The 19,475-nt window shown below is 74.6% G+C and carries 22 protein-coding genes; 17 read left to right on the top strand and 5 right to left on the bottom strand.

Going from position 1 to position 19,475, the window contains the following annotated elements:
- Positions 1-82 precede the first annotated feature (82 nt).
- The 12 genes from AB0442_RS03810 to AB0442_RS03755 all read left to right on the top strand — a co-directional run bounded on the left by AB0442_RS03810 (position 83) and on the right by AB0442_RS03755 (position 9,542).
- On the top strand, positions 83-793 hold the full coding sequence (locus AB0442_RS03810; RefSeq protein WP_366160395.1) for a response regulator transcription factor: 711 nt from the start codon (positions 83-85) through the stop codon (positions 791-793).
- On the top strand, positions 790-2,229 hold the full coding sequence (locus tag AB0442_RS03805; protein WP_366160393.1) for a HAMP domain-containing sensor histidine kinase: 1,440 nt from the start codon (positions 790-792) through the stop codon (positions 2,227-2,229). Before AB0442_RS03810 ends, AB0442_RS03805 begins: the two co-directional genes overlap by 4 nt.
- 112 nt (positions 2,230-2,341) lie before the next feature.
- Complete coding sequence (locus AB0442_RS03800; RefSeq protein ID WP_030265793.1) at positions 2,342-2,731, top strand: hypothetical protein; 390 nt, start codon at positions 2,342-2,344, stop codon at positions 2,729-2,731.
- The gene (locus AB0442_RS03795) at positions 2,728-2,934 is read left to right on the top strand and encodes a hypothetical protein (protein WP_263102824.1); all 207 of its coding nucleotides are present in this window, start codon (positions 2,728-2,730) and stop codon (positions 2,932-2,934) included. The genes AB0442_RS03800 and AB0442_RS03795 overlap by 4 nt, the downstream gene beginning before the upstream one ends.
- A gap of 372 nt (positions 2,935-3,306) precedes the next feature.
- Positions 3,307-3,867: a cysteine dioxygenase family protein gene (locus AB0442_RS03790; RefSeq protein ID WP_366160392.1), complete on the top strand. Its 561-nt coding sequence runs from the start codon at positions 3,307-3,309 to the stop codon at positions 3,865-3,867.
- Positions 3,861-4,259: a rhodanese-like domain-containing protein gene (locus AB0442_RS03785; protein WP_366160391.1), complete on the top strand. Its 399-nt coding sequence runs from the start codon at positions 3,861-3,863 to the stop codon at positions 4,257-4,259. Before AB0442_RS03790 ends, AB0442_RS03785 begins: the two co-directional genes overlap by 7 nt.
- A 100-nt stretch (positions 4,260-4,359) precedes the next feature.
- Positions 4,360-5,445, top strand: coding sequence for an ATP-binding cassette domain-containing protein (locus tag AB0442_RS03780; RefSeq protein ID WP_366160390.1), 1,086 nt, complete (start codon positions 4,360-4,362; stop codon positions 5,443-5,445).
- A complete protein-coding gene (locus tag AB0442_RS03775) occupies positions 5,435-6,094 on the top strand; it encodes an ABC transporter permease (protein ID WP_366160388.1) in 660 nt (219 codons plus the stop codon). Before AB0442_RS03780 ends, AB0442_RS03775 begins: the two co-directional genes overlap by 11 nt.
- Positions 6,091-6,801 carry an ABC transporter permease subunit gene (locus AB0442_RS03770; protein WP_366160387.1) on the top strand — a complete coding sequence of 237 codons (711 nt, stop codon included), beginning with the start codon at positions 6,091-6,093 and terminating at the stop codon, positions 6,799-6,801. Before AB0442_RS03775 ends, AB0442_RS03770 begins: the two co-directional genes overlap by 4 nt.
- Positions 6,798-7,706 (top strand): ABC transporter substrate-binding protein, encoded by a 909-nt coding sequence (locus tag AB0442_RS03765; RefSeq protein WP_366160386.1) that lies wholly within the window; start codon positions 6,798-6,800, stop codon positions 7,704-7,706. The genes AB0442_RS03770 and AB0442_RS03765 overlap by 4 nt, the downstream gene beginning before the upstream one ends.
- A 57-nt stretch (positions 7,707-7,763) precedes the next feature.
- The gene (locus tag AB0442_RS03760; protein ID WP_366160385.1) at positions 7,764-8,576 is read left to right on the top strand and encodes a class I SAM-dependent methyltransferase; all 813 of its coding nucleotides are present in this window, start codon (positions 7,764-7,766) and stop codon (positions 8,574-8,576) included.
- A gap of 42 nt (positions 8,577-8,618) precedes the next feature.
- Positions 8,619-9,542, top strand: a complete 924-nt coding sequence (locus AB0442_RS03755) for a hypothetical protein (protein WP_366160383.1) — start codon at positions 8,619-8,621, stop codon at positions 9,540-9,542.
- Between the two features lie 7 nt (positions 9,543-9,549).
- Here the strand turns inward: AB0442_RS03755 and AB0442_RS03750 are convergent, their stop codons facing one another.
- Both AB0442_RS03750 and AB0442_RS03745 read right to left on the bottom strand, forming a co-directional pair.
- Positions 9,550-10,818 carry a multidrug effflux MFS transporter gene (locus tag AB0442_RS03750; RefSeq protein WP_366160381.1) on the bottom strand — a complete coding sequence of 423 codons (1,269 nt, stop codon included), beginning with the start codon at positions 10,816-10,818 and terminating at the stop codon, positions 9,550-9,552.
- Positions 10,819-10,906: 88 nt separating this feature from the next.
- Positions 10,907-11,278: an ADP-ribosylation/crystallin J1 gene (locus AB0442_RS03745; protein WP_363545934.1), complete on the bottom strand. Its 372-nt coding sequence runs from the start codon at positions 11,276-11,278 to the stop codon at positions 10,907-10,909.
- 170 nt (positions 11,279-11,448) lie between these two features.
- Here AB0442_RS03745 and AB0442_RS03740 point away from each other — a divergent pair, with 170 nt between their 5' ends.
- A complete protein-coding gene (locus AB0442_RS03740; RefSeq protein WP_366160379.1) occupies positions 11,449-12,462 on the top strand; it encodes a chitinase in 1,014 nt (337 codons plus the stop codon).
- Positions 12,463-12,491: 29 nt separating this feature from the next.
- Here the strand turns inward: AB0442_RS03740 and AB0442_RS03735 are convergent, their stop codons facing one another.
- Positions 12,492-12,815 (bottom strand): hypothetical protein, encoded by a 324-nt coding sequence (locus AB0442_RS03735; RefSeq protein WP_363545940.1) that lies wholly within the window; start codon positions 12,813-12,815, stop codon positions 12,492-12,494.
- Positions 12,816-12,923: 108 nt separating this feature from the next.
- Here AB0442_RS03735 and AB0442_RS03730 point away from each other — a divergent pair, with 108 nt between their 5' ends.
- Both AB0442_RS03730 and AB0442_RS03725 read left to right on the top strand, forming a co-directional pair.
- On the top strand, positions 12,924-13,826 hold the full coding sequence (locus tag AB0442_RS03730; protein ID WP_366160378.1) for a carbon-nitrogen hydrolase family protein: 903 nt from the start codon (positions 12,924-12,926) through the stop codon (positions 13,824-13,826).
- 140 nt (positions 13,827-13,966) lie between these two features.
- Positions 13,967-15,361, top strand: a complete 1,395-nt coding sequence (locus AB0442_RS03725; protein ID WP_366160376.1) for a class II fumarate hydratase — start codon at positions 13,967-13,969, stop codon at positions 15,359-15,361.
- Between the two features lie 103 nt (positions 15,362-15,464).
- Here the strand turns inward: AB0442_RS03725 and AB0442_RS03720 are convergent, their stop codons facing one another.
- Together AB0442_RS03720 and AB0442_RS03715 are read right to left on the bottom strand one after the other, a co-directional pair.
- Positions 15,465-15,884, bottom strand: a complete 420-nt coding sequence (locus tag AB0442_RS03720) for an SPW repeat protein (protein ID WP_363545948.1) — start codon at positions 15,882-15,884, stop codon at positions 15,465-15,467.
- Positions 15,885-16,031: 147 nt separating this feature from the next.
- Positions 16,032-17,075, bottom strand: a complete 1,044-nt coding sequence (locus AB0442_RS03715; protein ID WP_366160375.1) for a winged helix DNA-binding domain-containing protein — start codon at positions 17,073-17,075, stop codon at positions 16,032-16,034.
- A gap of 95 nt (positions 17,076-17,170) precedes the next feature.
- Here AB0442_RS03715 and AB0442_RS03710 point away from each other — a divergent pair, with 95 nt between their 5' ends.
- Positions 17,171-17,737, top strand: a complete 567-nt coding sequence (locus AB0442_RS03710; protein ID WP_366160374.1) for a PadR family transcriptional regulator — start codon at positions 17,171-17,173, stop codon at positions 17,735-17,737.
- Positions 17,737-19,443 (top strand): acyl-CoA dehydrogenase family protein, encoded by a 1,707-nt coding sequence (locus tag AB0442_RS03705; protein ID WP_363545955.1) that lies wholly within the window; start codon positions 17,737-17,739, stop codon positions 19,441-19,443. The genes AB0442_RS03710 and AB0442_RS03705 overlap by 1 nt, the downstream gene beginning before the upstream one ends.
- Positions 19,444-19,475: the final 32 nt, after the last annotated feature.

Below are 19,475 nucleotides of genomic sequence, written 5' to 3'. Positions count from 1 at the left end.
GGCTCCCGCCGTGACCGCCACCGCCCGCGTGTGGGAGAGTCGGCGACCCCGGGCCGGACGGGCCCGACACGAGGAGGCGCCGATGACCGCGGGCACACAGGCCGGCCGGGTGCTGGTGGTGGACGACGACGCCGCGATCCGCCGCTCGCTGGAGCGCGGGCTGCGCCTCAGCGGCTTCACCGTGGGCGTGGCCGCGGACGGCGCGGCGGCGCTCGCCCGGGCCGCCGCCGACTCCCCCGACGTGCTGGTGCTGGACGTGTCGATGCCCGGCCTCAGCGGCACCGAGGTCTGCCGGGCGCTGCGGGCCCGCGGCGACGACACCCCCGTGCTGATGCTCTCCGCCCTGGACGAGCTCGCCGACCGGGTCGCCGGCCTGCAGGCCGGCGCCGACGACTACCTGGTGAAGCCGTTCGCCCTGGAGGAGCTGGTGCTGCGGCTGCACGCCCTGCTCCGCCGCCGCCCCGCGCCCCCGTCCGACCTGCTGCGCGCGGGCCCGCTCACCGTCGACCCGGCCACCCGCCAGGTGCACTGGGAGGGCGCCGAACTGCACCTCACCCGGCGCGAGTTCGAGCTGCTCGCGCAGCTCGTCCGGAACGCCGGGCTGGTGCTCACCCGGGACCAGCTGCTCGATCGGGTCTGGGGCTACGACTTCGACGTGCGCAGCGACGCCGTGGACACCTTCATCAGCTACCTGCGCCGCAAGCTGGAGGACGGCGGCCGGCCGCGGCTGATCCACACCGTCCGCGGTGTGGGCTTCGTGCTGCGGGTGCCCGCCGACGGGGGTGCCCGGTGAAGCTCTCCACCCGGATCGCCCTGTCGGTGACGGTGCTGGTGCCGCTGCTGGTGCTGGCCGCGGGGCTGCTGCTGCTCGGCCTCGTCCACCGGGACCTGCTGCGCCAACAGGACGAGGTGCTGCGGGCCCGGGCGGCCGCGGTGCTGCCCAACGCCCGGACGCTGCTCGCCGCGAGCGCCGGCAACCGGCCGAAGGCGGAACAGAACCAGCAGCGCAAGGTGCTGGACGGCGCACTGGACTCCGGGGTCAGACTGGCGGCCGCGGACGGCGCCGTCCGGCTGGCGGTGGGCCCGCAGCCGGTCGAGTCCGTGGTGCTGCCGGCGGCCGGGTCCGGCCCGGCGACGGTGCGGGACGGCGGGCGGGCCTGGCGGGTGCTGGCGGTGCCGGTGGACGGCACGGCCCCGGGCACGCTCTGGCTGGTGCAGCCGTCCACGGCGGTCGACCCGCAGGTGAAGGCGGTCCGCCGGCGGGTGCTGCTGGTCGCGGTGCTGGCCGCCCCGGCCGCCGGTCTGCTGGCCTTCGGTCTTGCGGGGCGGGCGACCGCCTCGCTGCGGACGCTGAGCGGCCGGGCCGCCGCGCTCGACCCGCGCACCGGCGCGGGCTCCCTCGACCACCGGCGCAGCGGCGTCACCGAGGTCGACGAACTCGCCGCCGCGTTCTCGCTGCTGCTCGCCCGCTACGACGAGCAGGCGGGCCGGACGGCGCAGGCGCTGGAGACGGCCCGGTCGTTCTCCTCCGCGGCGGCGCACGAACTGCGCACCCCGCTGACGGCGATGCGGACCAACCTGGACGTGCTGGCCGCCCATCCGGACCTGCCGCCCGCCGACCGGGCCGAGATCGTCGGCGAACTCGCCGAGGACCACGGCCGGTTGGAGGACCTGCTGAACGCGCTGCGGACACTGGCCGGCGGCGACCTGGTGGAGCTGTCGGCGTTCGCCCCGCTCGACCTGGGCGAGCTGGTGGAGGCGGCCGCGGCGGAGGCCGGCCGGCGGCACCCGCAGGCCCGGCTGGAGGTCGAAGCAACGCCCGGGGTGCGGGTGTTCGGCTGGGAGGCGGGGCTGCGCATCCTGCTGGCCAACCTGATCGGGAACGCCGCGGTGCACGGCCGGACGGACGGCGGCCCGGCCCGGATCGCCGTCCGGCTGCGGGCCGGGCGCAGCGGTTCGGCGGTGCTGACGGTCGACGACCGCGGGCCCGGCGTGCCGCCGCAGGAGCGGACGGCGGTCTTCGCCCGCTTCCACCGGCGGCAGGACAGCCCCGGTTCGGGCCTGGGCCTCACCCTGGTGGCGCAGCAGGCGGCGCTGCACCGCGGCACGGTGGCGGTCACGGAGGGGCCGGACGGCACGGGCTGCCGCTTCGAGGTGCGGCTGCCGCTGCTGCGTCCGGAGGAGCCGACCCTGGTGCTGCCGGCCCGCCGGGACTGGATCACCCGCTGAACGCCGCGGCCCCGCACCGGGGCCGGGCTCCGGGCGGTCACAGGGTTTCCACAAGAAGCCGTCCTACGCTCCCCGGCGTCCGATCAACCAGGTATCCGGAGGAGAGACCGACATGCCCATGAACCGCAAGGCCGCCGCGATCGGCGCACTCGCCCTGGCCGGCTCCGTGCTCGCCGGTGCGGCCCCGGCCCAGGCCGCCGAGACCCCGAAGGGCGACGGCGCCAAGGCGATCTGCAAGCGCGTGCCGGCCACCCAGGCCCGCCTCGACAAGGCCCTGAAGCGGCTGAACGGCGATGCCACGGTGGTCGGTTCGGTGGCCCGCCTGGAGAAGCGGGTGGCCGAGGCGAAGTCCGCCGGGCACACCGAGGTGTACACCTACCTGAACGACCGGCTGGACTTCCGCAAGACCCTGGTGCCGACGCTGGAGCTCCGCCAGAAGGACCTGAAGGCCGTCGCCGACTGGTGCGGCAAGCAGGGCTCGTCCTCGGCGGGCTCCAAGTGAGCCGCCGGGCCGGTGCCGCGGTGGCGGCCCTCGCCGCGGCCGCCGCGCTGCTGCTGACGGGCTGCGGTCCGCACCAGGGCGGCGGCGACAAGGCCGCGCAGTCGCAGCAGGACGACGGCCAGACCCAGCAGATGCAGCAGAAGCTGGACGCGGCGGAGAGCGCCGCCGCGCAGGCGGACGGCGACGCCACGCAGAACAACTGACGCACCGCCCGCCGAGCGGCCCGTCCCGGACGATCCGGGGCGGGCCGCTCCGCCGTTCGCGGTGCGCCGGGCGGCCGGGCGTGCCTTCCGCCGGGTGGACGCGGCTTGACGCGCCCCTCCCCCGTCGTGAACGATCGGCGCATGAAGCCCGGCACCGCTCTGGTCTGCCGCCTGCACGTCGATCTGCGACGCCAGGCGAGCGACATGTGTGCCCGCTGACGGTTCCTCCTCGCCCCGTGTCGTTCTCCGGGGCCGGCGCCTGATCCGTCGGGTGCCGTCCGGGACCGTCCGCTCCTGAAGCTCCCCTCCCCCGGTCGGCGCACCGCTGTGCCCGGTGCGCCCGCCGCCCCTCCGGTCATCCGAGGACACGTCATGAGCCTGGACTTCGCCGTACCCGTTTCCGCCCCCGACACCGCTGTCACCGGCCCGGACGCCACCGGCCCGGACAGCACCGCCCCCGAGTCCGGCGGCACCGCCCGTCCGCTGTCGCCGAACGCCCTGCGGGCGATCGTCCGCGACCTCGCCGAGCAGCCCGACCGCTGGATCCACCGGGTGCGCCTGGCCACCGGGGACCGCTGGTACGAGCGGCTGGTGAGCGCCGAGGACCACGAGGTGTGGCTGATCAGCTGGCTGCCGGGGCAGTCCACCGGGTTCCACGACCACGGCGGTTCGCGCGGCGCGTTCGCGGTGGCGCTGGGTGAACTGGAGGAACTGTCGCTGGGCGGGCCGGAGGACGGGCTGCTGGTGCGGCGGGTCGCGCCGGGGGCGGTGCGGGCGTTCGGCGCCGCGTACCTGCACGACGTGCGCAACACCTCGGCCGGGCCGGCCGTGACGATCCACGCGTACTCGCCGCCGCTGAGCGGGATGACGCGTTACGACCTGCGGGCCGGCGGCCTGGTCCGCACCGCGGAGGAGGGACCGGAGCAGTGGTGACGACGGTGGAGGAGCTGGTGGCGCGGGCCCGGGCCGGGGTGTACCGGCCCGGCCCGGCGGAGGCGTTCGCGGCGATGGCCGAGGGGGCGCTGCTGGTGGACATCCGGCCGGTGGCGCAGCGGGGCCGCGAGGGCGGCATCCCGGGCGCGCTGGTGATCGAACGGAACGTGCTGGAGTGGCGGCTCGACCCGGCGGGCAGCCACCGGATCCCGGAGGCGGTGGACCACGGGGTGCACTGGATCGTGGTCTGCTCCGAGGGCTACGCCTCCAGCCTGGCTGCGGCGAGCCTGCGGGAGCTCGGGCTGCACCGGGCGACCGACCTGGACGGCGGCTACGTCGCGTGGGAGGCGGCGGGTCTGCCCACCCTTTCGGCGGCCGCGGGTTTGACCTGACGGGCCCCCGGGGATTCGATCAGGTGTTTGTTTGTCACATTCGCATCATGCGTCACCACCTCACGGCGCATCAGAACGACCGAGCACCCTGGAACCACACGTGATCACTTTCGAGGGCGCCGCCAAGCGGCACCCGGACGGCACCGTGGCCGTCGAGGGCCTGGACCTCGACGTCCCGGCCGGCCGAATAACCGTGCTCGTGGGCCCGTCCGGCTGCGGCAAGACCACCCTGCTGCGGATGGTCAACCGCATGGTCGAACCGACCTCCGGCCGGGTGCTGCTGAACGGCGAGGACGTCGCCTCGCTGCCCGCCGCCCGGCTGCGCCGGGGCATCGGCTACGTCATCCAGCAGGCCGGGCTGTTCCCGCACCGCCGGGTGCTGGACAACATCGCGACCGTGCCCCGGCTGCTCGGCCGGGACCGCCGGACGGCCCGGGCCCGCGCCGCCGAACTGCTGGAGCTGGTCGGCCTGCCGCCGGAGACCGCCCGCCGCTACCCCTTCCAGCTCTCCGGCGGACAACAGCAGCGGGTCGGCGTGGCCCGCGCGCTGGCCGCCGATCCGCCGGTGCTGCTGATGGACGAGCCGTTCAGCGCGGTCGACCCGGTCGTCCGGGCCGGCCTGCAGGAGGAACTGCTGCGGCTGCAGTCCGAGTTGAACAAGACCGTGCTGTTCGTGACGCACGACATCGAGGAGGCCGTGCGACTCGGCGACCGGGTGGTGGTGCTGCGCGAGCACGGCCGGATCGCCCAGTGCGCCGACCCGCACACCCTGCTCACCGCGCCCGCGGACGACGGCGTGGCCGCCTTCCTCGGCCGTGACCGGGGCCTGCGCGGGCTCGGCCTGCGGCCGGCCGCCGCGGTCGCGCTGCTGCCCGTCGGCACCGACCTGCACGGCTGGCGGCTCGCGGTGGACGCGGGCGGCCGCCCGACCGCCTGGGAGGGCAACGGCGAGCGCCGGCCCGCCCCCGTCTTCGCCCCCGCCGCCGACAGCCTGCGGTCCGCCCTGGACGCCGCGGTGCTCTCCCCCGCCGGCGCCGCCGTCGCCGTGGACGGGGACGGCCGGGCGACCGGCCTGGCCACCCGGGCCGCCGTGCTCGCCGCGCTCGGCCCGGCCGTCCCGGAGCCCGCTGCCGGGGAGACCGCTTCCGGGCGGCCCGGCGTCGAGGAGCCCGCCGGTGGACGGTGAACCGCTCGTCCGCTGGCACTGGATCGGCGACCACCTCGGCTACCTGCGCGACCTCGCGCTGGACCACGCGGTGATCTCCCTCGTCCCGGTGCTGATCGCCCTGCTCGCCGCCGTCCCGCTCGGCCTCCTCTGCGCCCGGCTGCCCCGGCTCTACCAACCGCTCGCCGCGGTCTTCAACGTGGTGTACGCGCTGCCCGCGATCGCCGTCTTCGTGGTGCTCATCCCGTACACCGGCCTGGCCACCCGGGCCACCGTGATGGTGCCGCTCACCTGCTACGCGCTCGCCGTGCTGCTGCCCGCCACCGTCGACGGCCTGCGGGCCGTGCCGGAGGACGTCCGGCAGGCGGCCACCGCCCTCGGCTACGGGCCCTGGCACCGCCTCGCCGCCGTCGAACTCCCCGCCTCCGTGCCGTACCTGGTCGCCGGGGTGCGGGTGGCCGCGGTCTCCTCGATCTCGCTCGCCGCGGTGGGCGCCCTGGTCGGCCGCGGCGGCCTGGGCTACCTCTTCGTCGACGGCTTCCAGCGGACCTTCCCGACCCCGATCCTCGCCGGGATCGCGCTGGTCGTGCTGCTCGCCCTCGTCACCGACCTGCTGCTGGTGCTGGCCCGCCGGCTGCTCGCCCCCTGGGCCGCCGGAGGTGCCCGGTGAACTGGCTCGGCTGGCTGACCACCTTCTTCACCGCCCCCGCCCGGCGCAGCGGACCCGACGCGATCGGCCACCGGATCGCCGAGCACCTGGTGTTCTGCGGGGAGGCCCTGCTGTGGGCCGCGGTGCTCGCCGTCCCGCTCGGGCTGCTGATCGGCTACACCGGCCGCGGCACCTTCGTGGTGACCGCGCTGACCGGCGCCGCCCGGGCACTGCCCACGCTCGGCCTGGTCACCCTCGCCGTGCTGCTCGCGGGCGTCGGCGACACCGCCGTGCTCGTCCCGCTGGTGGCGCTGGCCGCGCCGCCGCTGCTGGTCGCCGCCGCCGAGGGCGTCCGCGGCACCGACCCGGCCGTCCGGGACGCCGCGCTCGGCATCGGGCTGACCCACCGCCAGGTGCTCGGGCAGGTCTGCCTGCCCGCCGCCGCGCCGGTGCTGCTCGCCGGGCTGCGCACCGCCACCGTGCAGACGATCGCGACCGCGACCGTCGCCGCCTACGTCGGCCTCGGCGGCCTCGGCCGCTACGTCGTCGACGGCCTGGCCACCAAGGACTACCCGGCCACCGTCGGCGGCGCCCTGCTGGTCGTCCTGCTGGCCGTGGCCGCGCAGCTGCTCTTCGCCCCGCTGATCCGCCGCGCCTCGCCGCCGCAGGCCCGGCTCACCCGCACCACCCGCCGTACCCGTACGCCTCGAACGAAGGAAGCCCGATGACCGCCCGACTCGTCCGCACGCTCACCGCCGCCGCACTCGCGCTGGGCGCGGCGGCCTGCTCCTCCTCGTCGGGCGACCCGCTCGCCTCCGACGGCGGATCCGCCAAGCCCGCCGACGGCAGGACCGTCGTCGTCGGCTCCGCCAACTTCCCGGAGAACGTGCTGCTCGCCTCGATCTACTCCCGGGCGCTGAAGGCCAAGGGCGTCAAGGTCGAGGAGAAGTTCAACATCGGCAGCCGCGAGGTGCTGTACGGGCAGCTCAAGAGCGGCAGCCTGACCGTGCTGCCCGAGTACAACGGCGCCCTGCTCGCCTACCTGGACCCGAAGACCACCGCCGCCGGCACCGAGGCCGTCGACGCCGAGCTGGGGCGCAAGCTGCCCGCCGAACTCGGCATCCTCGACCCGGCCGCCGCCGAGGACAAGGACTCCCTGACGGTCAGCAAGGAGACCGCCGACCGGCTGAAGCTCACCTCGGTCGCTGACCTCGCCGGGAAGGCGGGCGACCTGGTGGTCGGCGGGCCGCCGGAGTTCAAGTCCCGCCGCGAGCAGCAGTTCAAGGACGTCTACGGGCTGACCTTCAAGGAGTGGAAGCCGACCGCCGACACCACCGCGAACGCGCTCAAGGACGGCACCGTCCAGGTCGGCAACGTCTTCACCACCGACCCGCGGATCGTCCAGCTCGGCCTGGTCGCGCTCGCCGACCCGAAGAACCTCTTCAGCGTGCAGAACGTCGTCCCGCTGGTGAACAGGGCCGGGGTGGACGCCACCGCCACGGCCGCGCTGAACGCCGTCTCCGCCAAGCTCGACACCGCCGGCCTCACCGCCCTGATGAAGCGGGTCGCCGTCGACAAGGAGGACCCGTCGGCGGTCGCCGCCGACTGGCTGAAGGCCAACGGCCTGGGCTGACCGCCGGCGCCCGAAAACCCGGTGACCGGCGCCGGGCGGACGATCATGATGGCTCGTATGACCGACGACACCGTGACCGTCCGCCCGGAGATCCTCGACTACTACAACCGCGGGGCCGAACAGGGCCGGCTGCAGCGCGAGCACAACCGGCTGGAGTTCTGGCGCACCCGGGACGTGCTGCGCCGGCTGCTCGGCCCCGCCCCGCTGCGGGTGCTGGACGTCGGCGGCGGGGCGGGCGTGCACGCCGAATGGCTGGCCGCCGACGGCCACGAGGTCGACCTGCTCGACCCGGTGCCGCTGCACGTCGAACAGGCGTCCGCGCTGCCCGGCGTCCGCGCCGCCCTGGGCGACGCCCGCGCGCTGGAGGCCGCCGACGGCTCGTACGATGCGGTGCTGCTGCTCGGGCCGCTCTACCACCTGACCGAACACGCCGACCGGCTCCGGGCGCTCGCCGAGGCCCGCCGGGTCTGCCGACCGGGCGGTGCGGTGGTCGCCGCCACCATCAACCGGTACGCCGGGCTGCACGACCAGCTGCGGATCGGCCGCTACTTCGAGCCCGGCCCGCGCGCGGCCACCGACGCCTGCGCGGCCACCGGCCTGCTCGGCGGCACCGCCGACAACCCGCTCTTCACCACCGCCTGGTTCCACCACCCGGCCGACGTCCTCGACGAGTTCGCCGCCGCCGGCCTGCCGGACGCCCGGCAGTACGGGCTGGAGGGCGCGGTCTGGCTGATGGGCGACGTCAACACGTGGCTGGACGACCCGGAGCGCCGCGACACCGTGCTCACGGCCCTGCGCACCACCGAGTCGGAGCCCTCCCTGCTCGGCATCAGCGGCCACCTGCTGACCGCGGCGACCGCCCCGAGCTGACGGTTTGCGCCGGTAGGACCGTCAGATCGTAGGATCGCGCGCATGACTGACGGGCGGAGCACGGTGCAGGGGTGGGGCGGACCGGCGGGCACGGGCGAGCCGGACTGGGCGGCGATGGCCGACCGGCACCAGCAGGAGGTCAAGCGTCGCAAGCAGCTGCAGATCGTCGGCGGCGTGGTCGCCGCCACCCTGGTCGTCGGCGGGATCACCGCCACCGCGGTCGGACTGTCCGGCTCCGACCGCAGGGACGGGCCCTCGACGGCGGCCGGCAGCGGCACCCCCGCCACCGGCGGTCCCGCCGGCTCCGAGCCGGTCGACGTCGGAACGAGCGCCGTGCCGAGCACCTCTGCCGGGGCGTCGGCCTCCCCCGGCGCCCCGGGCAGCCCCTCGGCGCATCCGAGCACCTCTCCGAGCGGCGCCCGGACCTCGGCCGGCGCACCCTCCTCCGCCGCGCCCGCGGACCCGCTCACGATCATCTCCTCGGCCGCCACCGACACGGCGCCGCTCGACCCGGCCGCGCTCTTCCCGGCCACCGCCACCGTCGACGGCCGCACCTGGACCCGGCTCACCACCGCCACCACCGACCCCTGCTGGAAGGCCACCACCGGCGGCCTCGGCGACGTGCTCGCCGCCCACGGCTGCCGCAGCATCCTCCGGGCCACCTACACCACCGGCTCCAGTGCGGTGACCGTCGGCATCGCCGTCCTCGACACCAAGGCCCAGGCCGACGCCGTGGCAGCCGGGCACAAGGGCCAGGTCCAGGGACTGGTGCCGGCCGGCCACACCTCGTACTGCACCAGCGCCGGCTGCGCCAACACCCACGCGGCCGTGGGGCGCTACGGCTACTACACGGTCGCCGGCACGGTGAAGCCCGGCGGCACCGCCCAGGAGCCGGTGGCCACCGCCGCCCAGGCCGACTTCGCCGGCCGCGCACGCGCCGCCCTGCTGGCCCGCGGCCGCCGCTGACAGACCGCTACGCCGCCTGCCCGGCAGAAGGCTTGCGGGACCGGCACAGCGTCAGGAAGGCCGTGAGCGAGAGCAGCGCGCTGCCGAGCACCACCGCGCCCAGCAGCACCGCCGACGGCTCGCCGCCCGCGCTGCTGAGCGGGGCGACCACGGCTCCGCAGAGGAAGGTGCCGAGGCCGAGCAGGGCGGAGGCGGAGCCTGCCGCGTGCGGGGCCGTGGTGAGCGCCTGCGCCGCCGAGTTCGGGCCGACCACGCCCATGGCCGCCATCAGCAGGCACATCGCCGGGCAGACCGCGGCCAGGCCGAGGTCCCATGCCCCGGTGAAGAGGGTGAGCGCGAGCCCGGCCGCCCCGGCGGTCACCAGGCCCAGCAGCATCAGCGTGTCGGGGCGCAGCCGGGTGACCAGCACCCGGCCGTTGAGCTGGGTGGAGGCCATCAGGGCCACCGAGTTGACGGCGAAGAGCAGGCTGTAGGTCTGCGGCGAGACCCGGTAGACCTCCTGCAGCACGGTGGAGGACCCGCTGACGTAGGCGAAGAGCGCACCGAAGGCGAAGGTGCTGGTGAGGACGTAGCCGAGGAAGCTCCGGTCGCGGAGCAGCCCGCCGACGGCCCGCAGGGTGGTGGTCAGGCCGCCGCGGTGGCGGCGTTCGGGCGGCAGCGACTCGTGCAGGGCGACCGCGGCGAGCACGGTGAGGACGGCGCCGAGTCCGGCGAGGACGGCGAAGGTGCCGCGCCAGTCGGTCACGTGCAGCAGTTGGGCGCCGAGCACGGGCGCGACGATCGGGGCCAGGCCGGAGATCATCGCCAGCGAGGCCATGAAGCGGATCATCGCGACGCCCTCGTAGCGGTCGCGGGCCACGGCCCGGGCGATCACCAGGCCGGCCGCGCCGGCGACGCCCTGCACGAAGCGGGCGGCGACGAGCACGCCGAGGCCGGGGGCGAGGGCGCAGACCAGGGTGGCGAGGGAGTAGACCGCGATGCCGGCGAGCAGCGGGCGGCGGCGGCCGTGCCGGTCGCTCAGCGGGCCGAACACCAGCTGGCCGGCGGCCATGCCGAACAGTTGCGCGGTGAAGGTCAGTTGGACGGCGGGTGCGGTGGCGTGCAGGTCCGCGGCGAGCGAGGGCAGGACCGGCAGGTAGAGGTCGGTGGTGAAGGGGCCGAGCGCGACCAGGCCGCCGAGGGCGGCGACGGTGGCCCGGCCGGGCCGGGCAGCGGTCGCCGGGCCGGCGGCGGGGGTGGTCCGCTCGCCGCCGGCGTCGACGGTCGGGCCTGCCATGGCGCTCCTCGGGATCGGATCGGTGGTGGCTGCTCGGCGCGGCCGGCCGCGGGTGCCGGGATTCGTACCGTAACCCGGTGTGCCCGGCTCAGGCTCGGGCGGCGTCCGGCCGTTCGGCCGCACCGAAGCTGCGGACGACCTCGATGGTGCCGACGATGTGCCGATTGAACTCCGCCAGCTCCTCGGCGGGGACCCAGAGTTCGAGGATGGTCTCGCCGCCGGCCTGCCGGACGGGGAAGCGCTCCAGGTAGGCGCTCTCGACCTCGAACCGGGTGACGTAGCCGGCGCCGGAGGCGGGCACGTTCCAGTCCCGGGCGATCCGGACGGCGTAGTCCTCGTTGAGCACCGGGTAGAAGATCGGCTGCTCCGGCAGGCGGGGCGGCCAGGCGCGCCATCCGGAGGCCTCGACGAGCGCGAGCTCCTTCGGGCCTGTCGGACGCCAGAGGGTGGTGGTCTGCATACACTCGACCGTATCGGCCGCCGGCCCCACCCGGCGACGCATTTTCGGCCTTCAACTTCCCTTAAGGCACCGGCTCTTGATGTGCACACGAGGGACTGCTTTGCTGGGTCCGGATGGAGTTAGGAAACTTTCCTGACGGTTCCCGCGACACCCACGACGAACGGAGAACCATGCCCTCGCACGCCCTGCGGCGCCGCGTCCGCCCCGCGCTCGCCCTCGCCGGCGCGGCCGCCCTCGCCGCCGGCACCTTCGCCCTGGCGCCGGCCGGACAGGCCGCCACCGCCACGGCCGCCGACCCGGCGGGCCTCAACGCCCCGTACGAGTACCTCGGCTGGGGCAGCCCGCAGAAGCCGACCGACGTGATGGCGGCGACCGGGGTCAAGCAGTTCACCCTCGCCTTCCTGCTCAGCGACGGCGGCTGCAACCCCAAGTGGGACGGCAGCCGACCGCTGACCGGCGGCAGCGACCAGAGCGCGATCAACGCGATCCGGGCGGCCGGCGGGGACGTGGTGGTCTCCTTCGGCGGCTGGAGCGGCAACAAGCTCGGCGAGAAGTGCACCTCGGCGAGCGCCCTGGCCGCGGCCTACCAGAAGGTGATCGACGCCTACGGGCTCAAGGCGATCGACGTGGACATCGAGAACACCGAGGTGGCGAGCGCGACCGTCCGGCAGCGGGTGGTCTCCGCCCTGAAGACGGTCGAGAGCAGGAACCCGGGCATCCGCACCTACCTGACCTTCGGCACCACGCCCACCGGCCCCGACGCCAACGGCCTCGACCTGATCAAGAAGGGCGCCGCGGCCGGGCTCGCCCTCGACGGCTGGACGATCATGCCCTTCGACTTCGGCAGCCACAGCGGCTCCATGGGCAGCGTCTCCACCAAGGCCGCCGACGGCCTGCAGAAGGCGGTGGCGAGCGCGTACGGCTACGACAGCGCCACCGCGTACCGGCACATCGGCATCTCCTCGATGAACGGGAAGACCGACGAGGCCGACGAGACCGTCTCCACCGGCGACTTCACCACCATGCTGAACTACGCCAAGGCGCACCACCTGGCCCGGTTCACCTTCTGGGCGGTCAACCGGGACCGGGCCTGCCCCTCCGGCACCCAGGCCGGCGACTCCTGCAGCGGGATCTCCCAGTCGGCGTACGCCTTCACGAAGATCGTCGCCGGCTACCACGGCTGAGCCGGGCGGCACCGACGCTGCGGCGGCGGTCAGCGCGGGGCGATCAGCGCGGCCTCGGCGAAGTTGTCCCAGTGGGCGGCCGCGCCGAGCGGGATGCAGGCCCAGTCCTTCATCGGCCGGCCGCCCATCGGATCGAACAGGTGGGCGCCCGGCAGCCGCAGCGCCTCCGCGAGGGCGGGCGTGTCCCGGCCCAGCCGGCACACCAACTCGCCCTCGCGCAGGCCGGCGAAGGCCTTGCCCGCGGCGTCCTTCAGACAGGGCATGCCGAACATCTTCGACTGCGTCGCGCCCCGCGGGGCGAGCTCCTCGGCGATCTCCGCGTAGCGCGCGGCCGGGTCCGACGGTTCCGTCATGGCGCCATGGTGGCACCCGGCCCGGAACGGCGGCGCACGCCACGCGGACGGGTCCGGGCCGACCGGGGCCTTGAGTGCGGACGGCCGGACATGTAAGGATTGAGACCCGTGAGCATCCCTGTACACACGCTTCCCGCCTCCCCGCTCCGCGTCGCCGTGGCGCAGGCCCCGCTCGTCCCGCTGGACATCGTCGCGAACACCGCAACCGCAGCCGCGCTGGTCCGCCGGGCCGCCGCGCAGGGCGCCCGGCTGCTGCTGCTCTCCGAACTCTTCCTGACCGGTTACGAGACCGCCGGCATCGCCGCCGCCCCGGACACCCTGACCGTCGCCCCGGACGACCCCCGGCTCGCCCCGCTCGCCGCCGCCTGCGCCGGGACCGGCACCGCCGTGGTGGTCGGCGCCCCCGTCCGCGACCGGGAGACCGGCACGCTGCACATCGCCGCCCTCGCCCTGGACGGGTCCGGCCGGACGGCCGCCGTCTACCGCAAGCAGTTCGCCACCCCCGACGAGCGCGCCGCCGGCTTCTCCCCCGGCACCGGCGGCTGCACCCTGGAACTCGACGGCTGGCGGCTCGGCATCGGCGTCTGCTGGGACTCCGGCTTCCCCGAACACGCCCGCGCCGCCGCCCTCGACGGCGCCCACGCCTACCTGGTGGGCGCCCTGTTCGGCACCGGCCCCGGCGCCCACCAGCGCCGCACCGTCTTCCCCGCCCGGGCCCTCGACAACACCCTGTACGTCCTGCTGGCCAACCACGTCGGCCGCTCCGGGCCGTACACCGGTTGCGGGCGCAGCGCCGCCTGGGGCCCGGACGGGCACCTGCTGGCCGAGGCCGCCGAGGACGCACCGGAGCTGCTCACCGTCGACCTCGACCCGGCCGCCCTGGCCCGCGCCCGCACCGACGACCCCGTCCTCCTCCAGCCCGGCCTCACCACCACCCCGCCCCGAACCACTGCATTTCTGGGCACCACCGGGGGCGGGGGGAACTGCGCGATCCGGGAGTGGTCGCCGTGACGGATCGGGCCGAGCCGTGAACAGTACGGCAGCCCACATCCGAATTGCGCAGTTCCCCCCGCCCCTATCGGCTCGCCCAGCTCTCCGTCCCGGAATTCCCCGGCTCGTCGGGCGTTGTGCTGTGCAGGAGGTGTCCCACCATGGGTGACGAGGAGCAGTTCCGCATCGAGCACGACTCGATGGGCGAGGTCCGGGTGCCGGCGGCCGCCAAGTGGCAGGCGCAGACGCAGCGCGCGGTGCAGAACTTCCCGGTCTCCGGCCAGCGGCTGGAGCGCTCGCACATCGCGGCGCTGGCCCGGATCAAGGCCGCCGCGGCGAAGGTCAACGCGGAGCTGGGCGTGCTGGACGCGCCGACGGCGCAGGCGATCGCGGCCGCCGCCGAGGAGGTGGCGGAGGGCCGCTGGGACGACCAGTTCCCGGTGGACGTCTTCCAGACCGGCTCCGGCACCTCGTCCAACATGAACACCAACGAGGTGATCGCCACCCTGGCCGGGGAGCGGCTCGGCCGGCCGGTGCACCCCAACGACCACGTGAACGCGAGCCAGTCGTCGAACGACGTGTTCCCCTCGTCGATCCACGTCGCGGCGACGGGGGCGGTCGGCGACGAGCTGGTGCCGGCGCTGGAGCACCTGGCGGCCGCGCTGGAGCGCAAGTCCGCCGAGTTCGCCGAGGTGGTCAAGTCCGGCCGGACGCACCTGATGGACGCCACCCCCGTCACCCTCGGCCAGGAGTTCGGCGGGTACGCGGCCCAGGTGAGGTACGGCGTGGAGCGGCTGCGTGCCACGCTGCCGCGGGTCGCCGAACTGCCGCTCGGCGGTACGGCGGTGGGTACCGGCATCAACACCCCGCCGGGGTTCTCCGCCGCGGTGATCGCGGAGGTCGCCCGGGCGACCGGGCTGCCGCTCACCGAGGCCCGCGACCACTTCGAGGCCCAGGGCGCCCGCGACGGGCTGGTCGAACTGAGCGGCCAGCTGCGGACGGTGGCGGTCGGCTTCACGAAGATCGCGAACGACCTGCGGTGGATGGGCTCCGGCCCGCGCACCGGTCTCGGCGAGCTCAACCTGCCGGACCTGCAGCCCGGTTCGTCGATCATGCCGGGCAAGGTGAACCCGGTGATCCCCGAGGTGGTGCTGATGGTGGCCGCCCAGGTGATCGGCAACGACACGACCGTGACGGTGGCCGGCGCGAGCGGCAACTTCGAGCTGAACGTGATGCTGCCGGTGATCGCGCGCAACGTGCTGGAGTCGGTGCGGCTGCTGGCGTCGGCGGCCCGGCTGCTGGCCGACCGCACGGTCGACGGGCTGACCGCGAACGCCGAGCGGGCCCGGGAGTACGCGGAGTCCTCGCCGTCGGTGGTCACGCCGCTGAACCGGTACATCGGCTACGAGGAGGCCGCGAAGGTGGCCAAGCAGTCGCTGGCCGAACGCAAGACGATCCGCCAGGTGGTGCTGGAGCGCGGCTACGTCGAGCGCGGCCTGCTGACGGAGGCGCAGTTGGACGAGGCGCTGGACGTGCTGCGCATGACCCGTCCCTGACGGCCCGTCCGCGGACCGGGTCGCCGGAACGGCCGGTGGAACGGTCGACGGGTGCGGACCGTGGGGTCCGCACCCGTCGGAGGGTTGTCCGTGTCGGTCTCCGTCATCCGCGGCTCCTACCCATCTTCGAGGACATGCCGGTCATCGCCATGGCGATCGCCGCACCTGCCAGGCAGGCCATCACGGCGCCCGTCACGCAGTTGGTCCAGATCGTCCGGTAGAACGCCTGGTCTCCGACGGTCGCCCAGGGGGCGATGATCGTCCAGACGCCGAGCGCCAGTCCGGCGTAGGCGCGTGCGTGGGTGCGCTCGAAGGCGGTCGCGTAGCCGCCCAGCAGGAAGGCGAAGGTGAGACCGCAGATCAGGTTGCTCAGGGTCACGCCCTGGATGCCGCCCGCGGCGGGGAAGAGGGCGAACCCGACCACCCACGGGGAGATCGCCAGGAAGATGCCGGCGATGATGCAGAGCGCCTCGACGCCCTGCGCGAGCATCGTCGAGGTGACGCGCTCGTAGTGTTCACGCATTGCAAGGATGTCCGGATGGCGCTCCATACCCGGAAGCTGGGTCGACACCGGGAACCACCTCCAAGGTCAGTGACGAGGCAGGCGACTGCCCCCATACCCGTCGAGTCCCTTATCTAACCTTTACGCCCGATTATTACCCATTTGCTGTCATTCGGCAGGTCGCTCGACCCTCAGCCCGGCATCGATCCGCAGGAACGCGGCGACCGCCTCGGCCTCCCCGTCCAGCCCGTCCCGCACCGCCGCCGGCAGTGCCCGGAAGGGCTCGACCACCAGGGCGCCCTTCTCCCGCCGCCAGCTGCCGAGCACCCGGCCGTCCGCCACCAGGGCCGGCTTCACGATCCCGCCGCCCGCGTTGATCCGCCGGGCGAACTCCGGCGCCAGCACGGCGTCCCGGTTCCGGTAGCCGATCACGTAGTTGTCGAAGGCCCCGAGCAGTCGCACCACCGGCGGCCCGGCCGGCGGCGACCCGGCACCGGGCGCCGCGAACAGGCCCGGTGCGACCTCCTCCGGCCCGGCCGCGGCGACGGCCCGCCGGGCCTCGCGCACCGGCAGGCCGGACCAGGCCGCGAAGTCGGCGGCCTCCGCCGGACCGAAGGCCGCCAGGTAGCGGCCGGCCAGCTCGGCGGCCGGGTCCTCGGGCGCGGGGCGGCCCTGCGGCAGCGGCAGGTAGCCGGGATCGCGCGGCGCCACGTCGGCACCCCGGCAGAGCAGCCCGTGCGCCGTCGCCCAGCCCATCAGGTGGGCCGGGGCCTGGCCCGTCGGGTCGATCCCGAGGCCCTGGCCGTTCAGCAGCCGGACGAGTTCGGCGCGTCCGCGCGGCACGTCCAGCAGTGCGGGCAGCAGCTCCCCGGCGCGGGCGCAGACCTCCTCGGTGAGCCCGAGTTCGCGGCGCCGCCGGGCGCCGGCGGCCAGGTTGCGGGCGGCGAACAGGCCGAGCATCCAGCGCGCGTCCTCGGCGGGCACCAGGTGCAGCGTGCCGCGCATCAGCGCGAGCACCACCGTCTCCCCCGCGGCGAGCGCCCGCCCCGGCTCGGTCGGGTCCGCCACGCCGCGTGCCCGTAGCCCCAGCCGGGCCGCCCCGGCGTCCTGCGCCTGCACGCCCCCCGACGTCCCGGCGGCCGCCGCGGCCCGCATCCGTGCCCGCCCGAACTGCGCCTGCATCCGCCGCCGCAGCAGCTCCACCTCGTCCACCCGGCCATTCTTCCGCCGGGGTGGACCGCGTGAGGTGCGTCTCACGCGGCGGGCCCGCATTGCCTATGCAACTCGTTGCATAGCAGGATGCGGGCATGGCACTGGAGCACGCGATCCTCGTCTCCCTCCTGGAGCAGCCCGGGTCGGGCTACGAACTGGCCCGCCGCTTCGACCGCTCCATCGGGCGCTTCTGGACGGCCACCCACCAGCAGATCTACCGGGTGCTGCGGCGGATGGAGGCGGACGGCTGGGTCGCCGCGGAGGAGGTCGCCCAGGACGGGCGCCCGGACAAGAAGGTGTACTCGGCGACCGCGGCGGGCCGCGGTGTCCTGGTCGGCTGGCTGCGCGAGCCGGTCGAACCGGAGACCGTCCGGCACGAACTCGCCGTGAAGATCCGCGCCGCCGCCTTCGACGACCCGGCCGCGCTCGTCCCCGAGGTCGAGCGGCACCGCGCGGAGCACGCCGCCCTGCTCGCCCGCTACCTCTCCGGCGAGCAGCGCGACTTCCCCGACCCGGACGCCCTCGACGCCCAGCAGCGCCTCCAGCACGTGGTGCTGCGCGGCGGCATCGAGTACGAGCGGATGATCCTCGCCTGGCTGGACGACGTGCTCGCCACCCTGCACCGCCTGCAAGCCACGCCACCCTCGACCCCTGGGACCTGATGATGCAGCTGTTCAACCCGCGCTCCTACGACCCCGCGCAGTTCGACGACACCACCCGCCGGTTGCTGCGCGCCACCGTCGACTGGTTCGAGTCGCGCGGCAAGAAGGCGCTGATCGACACCTACATCGACCGCGCCTGGTACGCGGACTTCCTGGAGTTCGCCGCCAAGGAGGGCCTGTTCGCGGAGTTCCTGACGCCGTCCTCGGCCGACCCGGCGAAGCGCTGGGACACCGCCCGGATCGCCGAGCTCAACGAGATCCTCGGCTTCTACGGCCTCGGCTACTGGTACACCTGGCAGGTCACCATCCTCGGCCTCGGCCCGGTCTGGCAGAGCGAGAACGAGGCCGTCCGCGCCCGCGCCGCGCAGCTGCTCTCCGAGGGCCACGTGATGGCCTTCGGCCTGTCCGAGCGCAGCCACGGCGCCGACATCTACTCCACCGACATGGTGCTCACCCCGGACGGCGAGGGCGGCTTCACCGCCACCGGCTCCAAGTACTACATCGGCAACGGCAACGTGGCCGGCCTGGTGTCGGTCTTCGGCCGCCGCTCCGACGTGGAGGGCCCGGAGGGCTACGTCTTCTTCGCCGCCGACAGCCGGCACGAGGCGTACCACCTGGTCAAGAACGTGGTGAACGCGCAGATGTACGTCAGCGAGTTCCGACTGGAGGAGTACCCGGTGCGCGCCGAGGACGTGCTGCACACCGGCAAGGCCGCCTTCGACGCCGCGCTGAACACCGTCAACGTCGGCAAGTTCAACCTGTGCACCGCCTCGATCGGCATCTGCGAGCACGCGATGTACGAGGCCGTGACGCACGCCCACAACCGGGTGCTGTACGGCAAGCGGGTCACCGAGTTCGCCCACGTGAAGCGCGAACTGACGGACGCGTACGCGCGACTGGTCGCGATGAAGCTGTTCAGCTCCCGCTCGGTGGACTACTTCCGCACCGCCTCGCCGGAGGACCGCCGCTACCTGCTCTTCAACCCGATGACCAAGATGAAGGTCACCACCGAGGGCGAGAAGGTCATCGACCTGATGTGGGACGTCATCGCGGCCAAGGGCTTCGAGGCGGACACCTACTTCGACAAGGCCGCCAAGGACATCCGCGGCCTGCCGAAGCTGGAGGGCACCGTCCACGTCAACCTGGCGCTGATCCTCAAGTTCATGGGCAACTACCTGTTCAACCCGGCCGGGTTCGCGCCGGTGCCGAACCGGGTGGACGCCGCGGACGACGAGTTCCTGTTCCGCCAGGGCCCGGCCCGGGGCCTCGGCGCGATCCGCTTCCACGACTGGCGCACCGCCTACGACGCGCACGCCGCCGTGCCGAACGTGGCCCGCTTCCGCGAGCAGGCGGACGGCCTCTGCGCGCTGCTGCTCGCCCACGCGCCGAGCGCCGAGCAGCAGCAGGACCTGGACTTCCTGCTGGAGATCGGCCAGCTCTTCGCGCTGGTCGTCTACGGCCAGCTGGTGCTGGAGCAGGCGGAGCTGACCGGCCTCGACGGCGACGTCCTGGACCAGATCTTCGACGCCCTGGTGCGGGACTTCTCCGCGCACGCCACCGAGCTGCACGGCAAGTCCTCCACCACCGAGGAGCAGGCCGCCTGGGCGCTGGCGCACGTCCGCCGCCCGGTGGCCGACGCCGAACGCGCCGCCCGGGTCTGGGCGAAGGTCGAGGCGCTGTCCGGCGCCTACGAGATGCAGCCGTAGGTCGGTCCCGGGAGGGGGTGCCGCCTCTCCGG

The organism is Kitasatospora sp. NPDC085895 (assembly GCF_040702125.1).
Classification (GTDB): domain Bacteria; phylum Actinomycetota; class Actinomycetes; order Streptomycetales; family Streptomycetaceae; genus Kitasatospora; species Kitasatospora arboriphila.
This window is presented reverse-complemented; position numbering and strand designations above follow the sequence as displayed.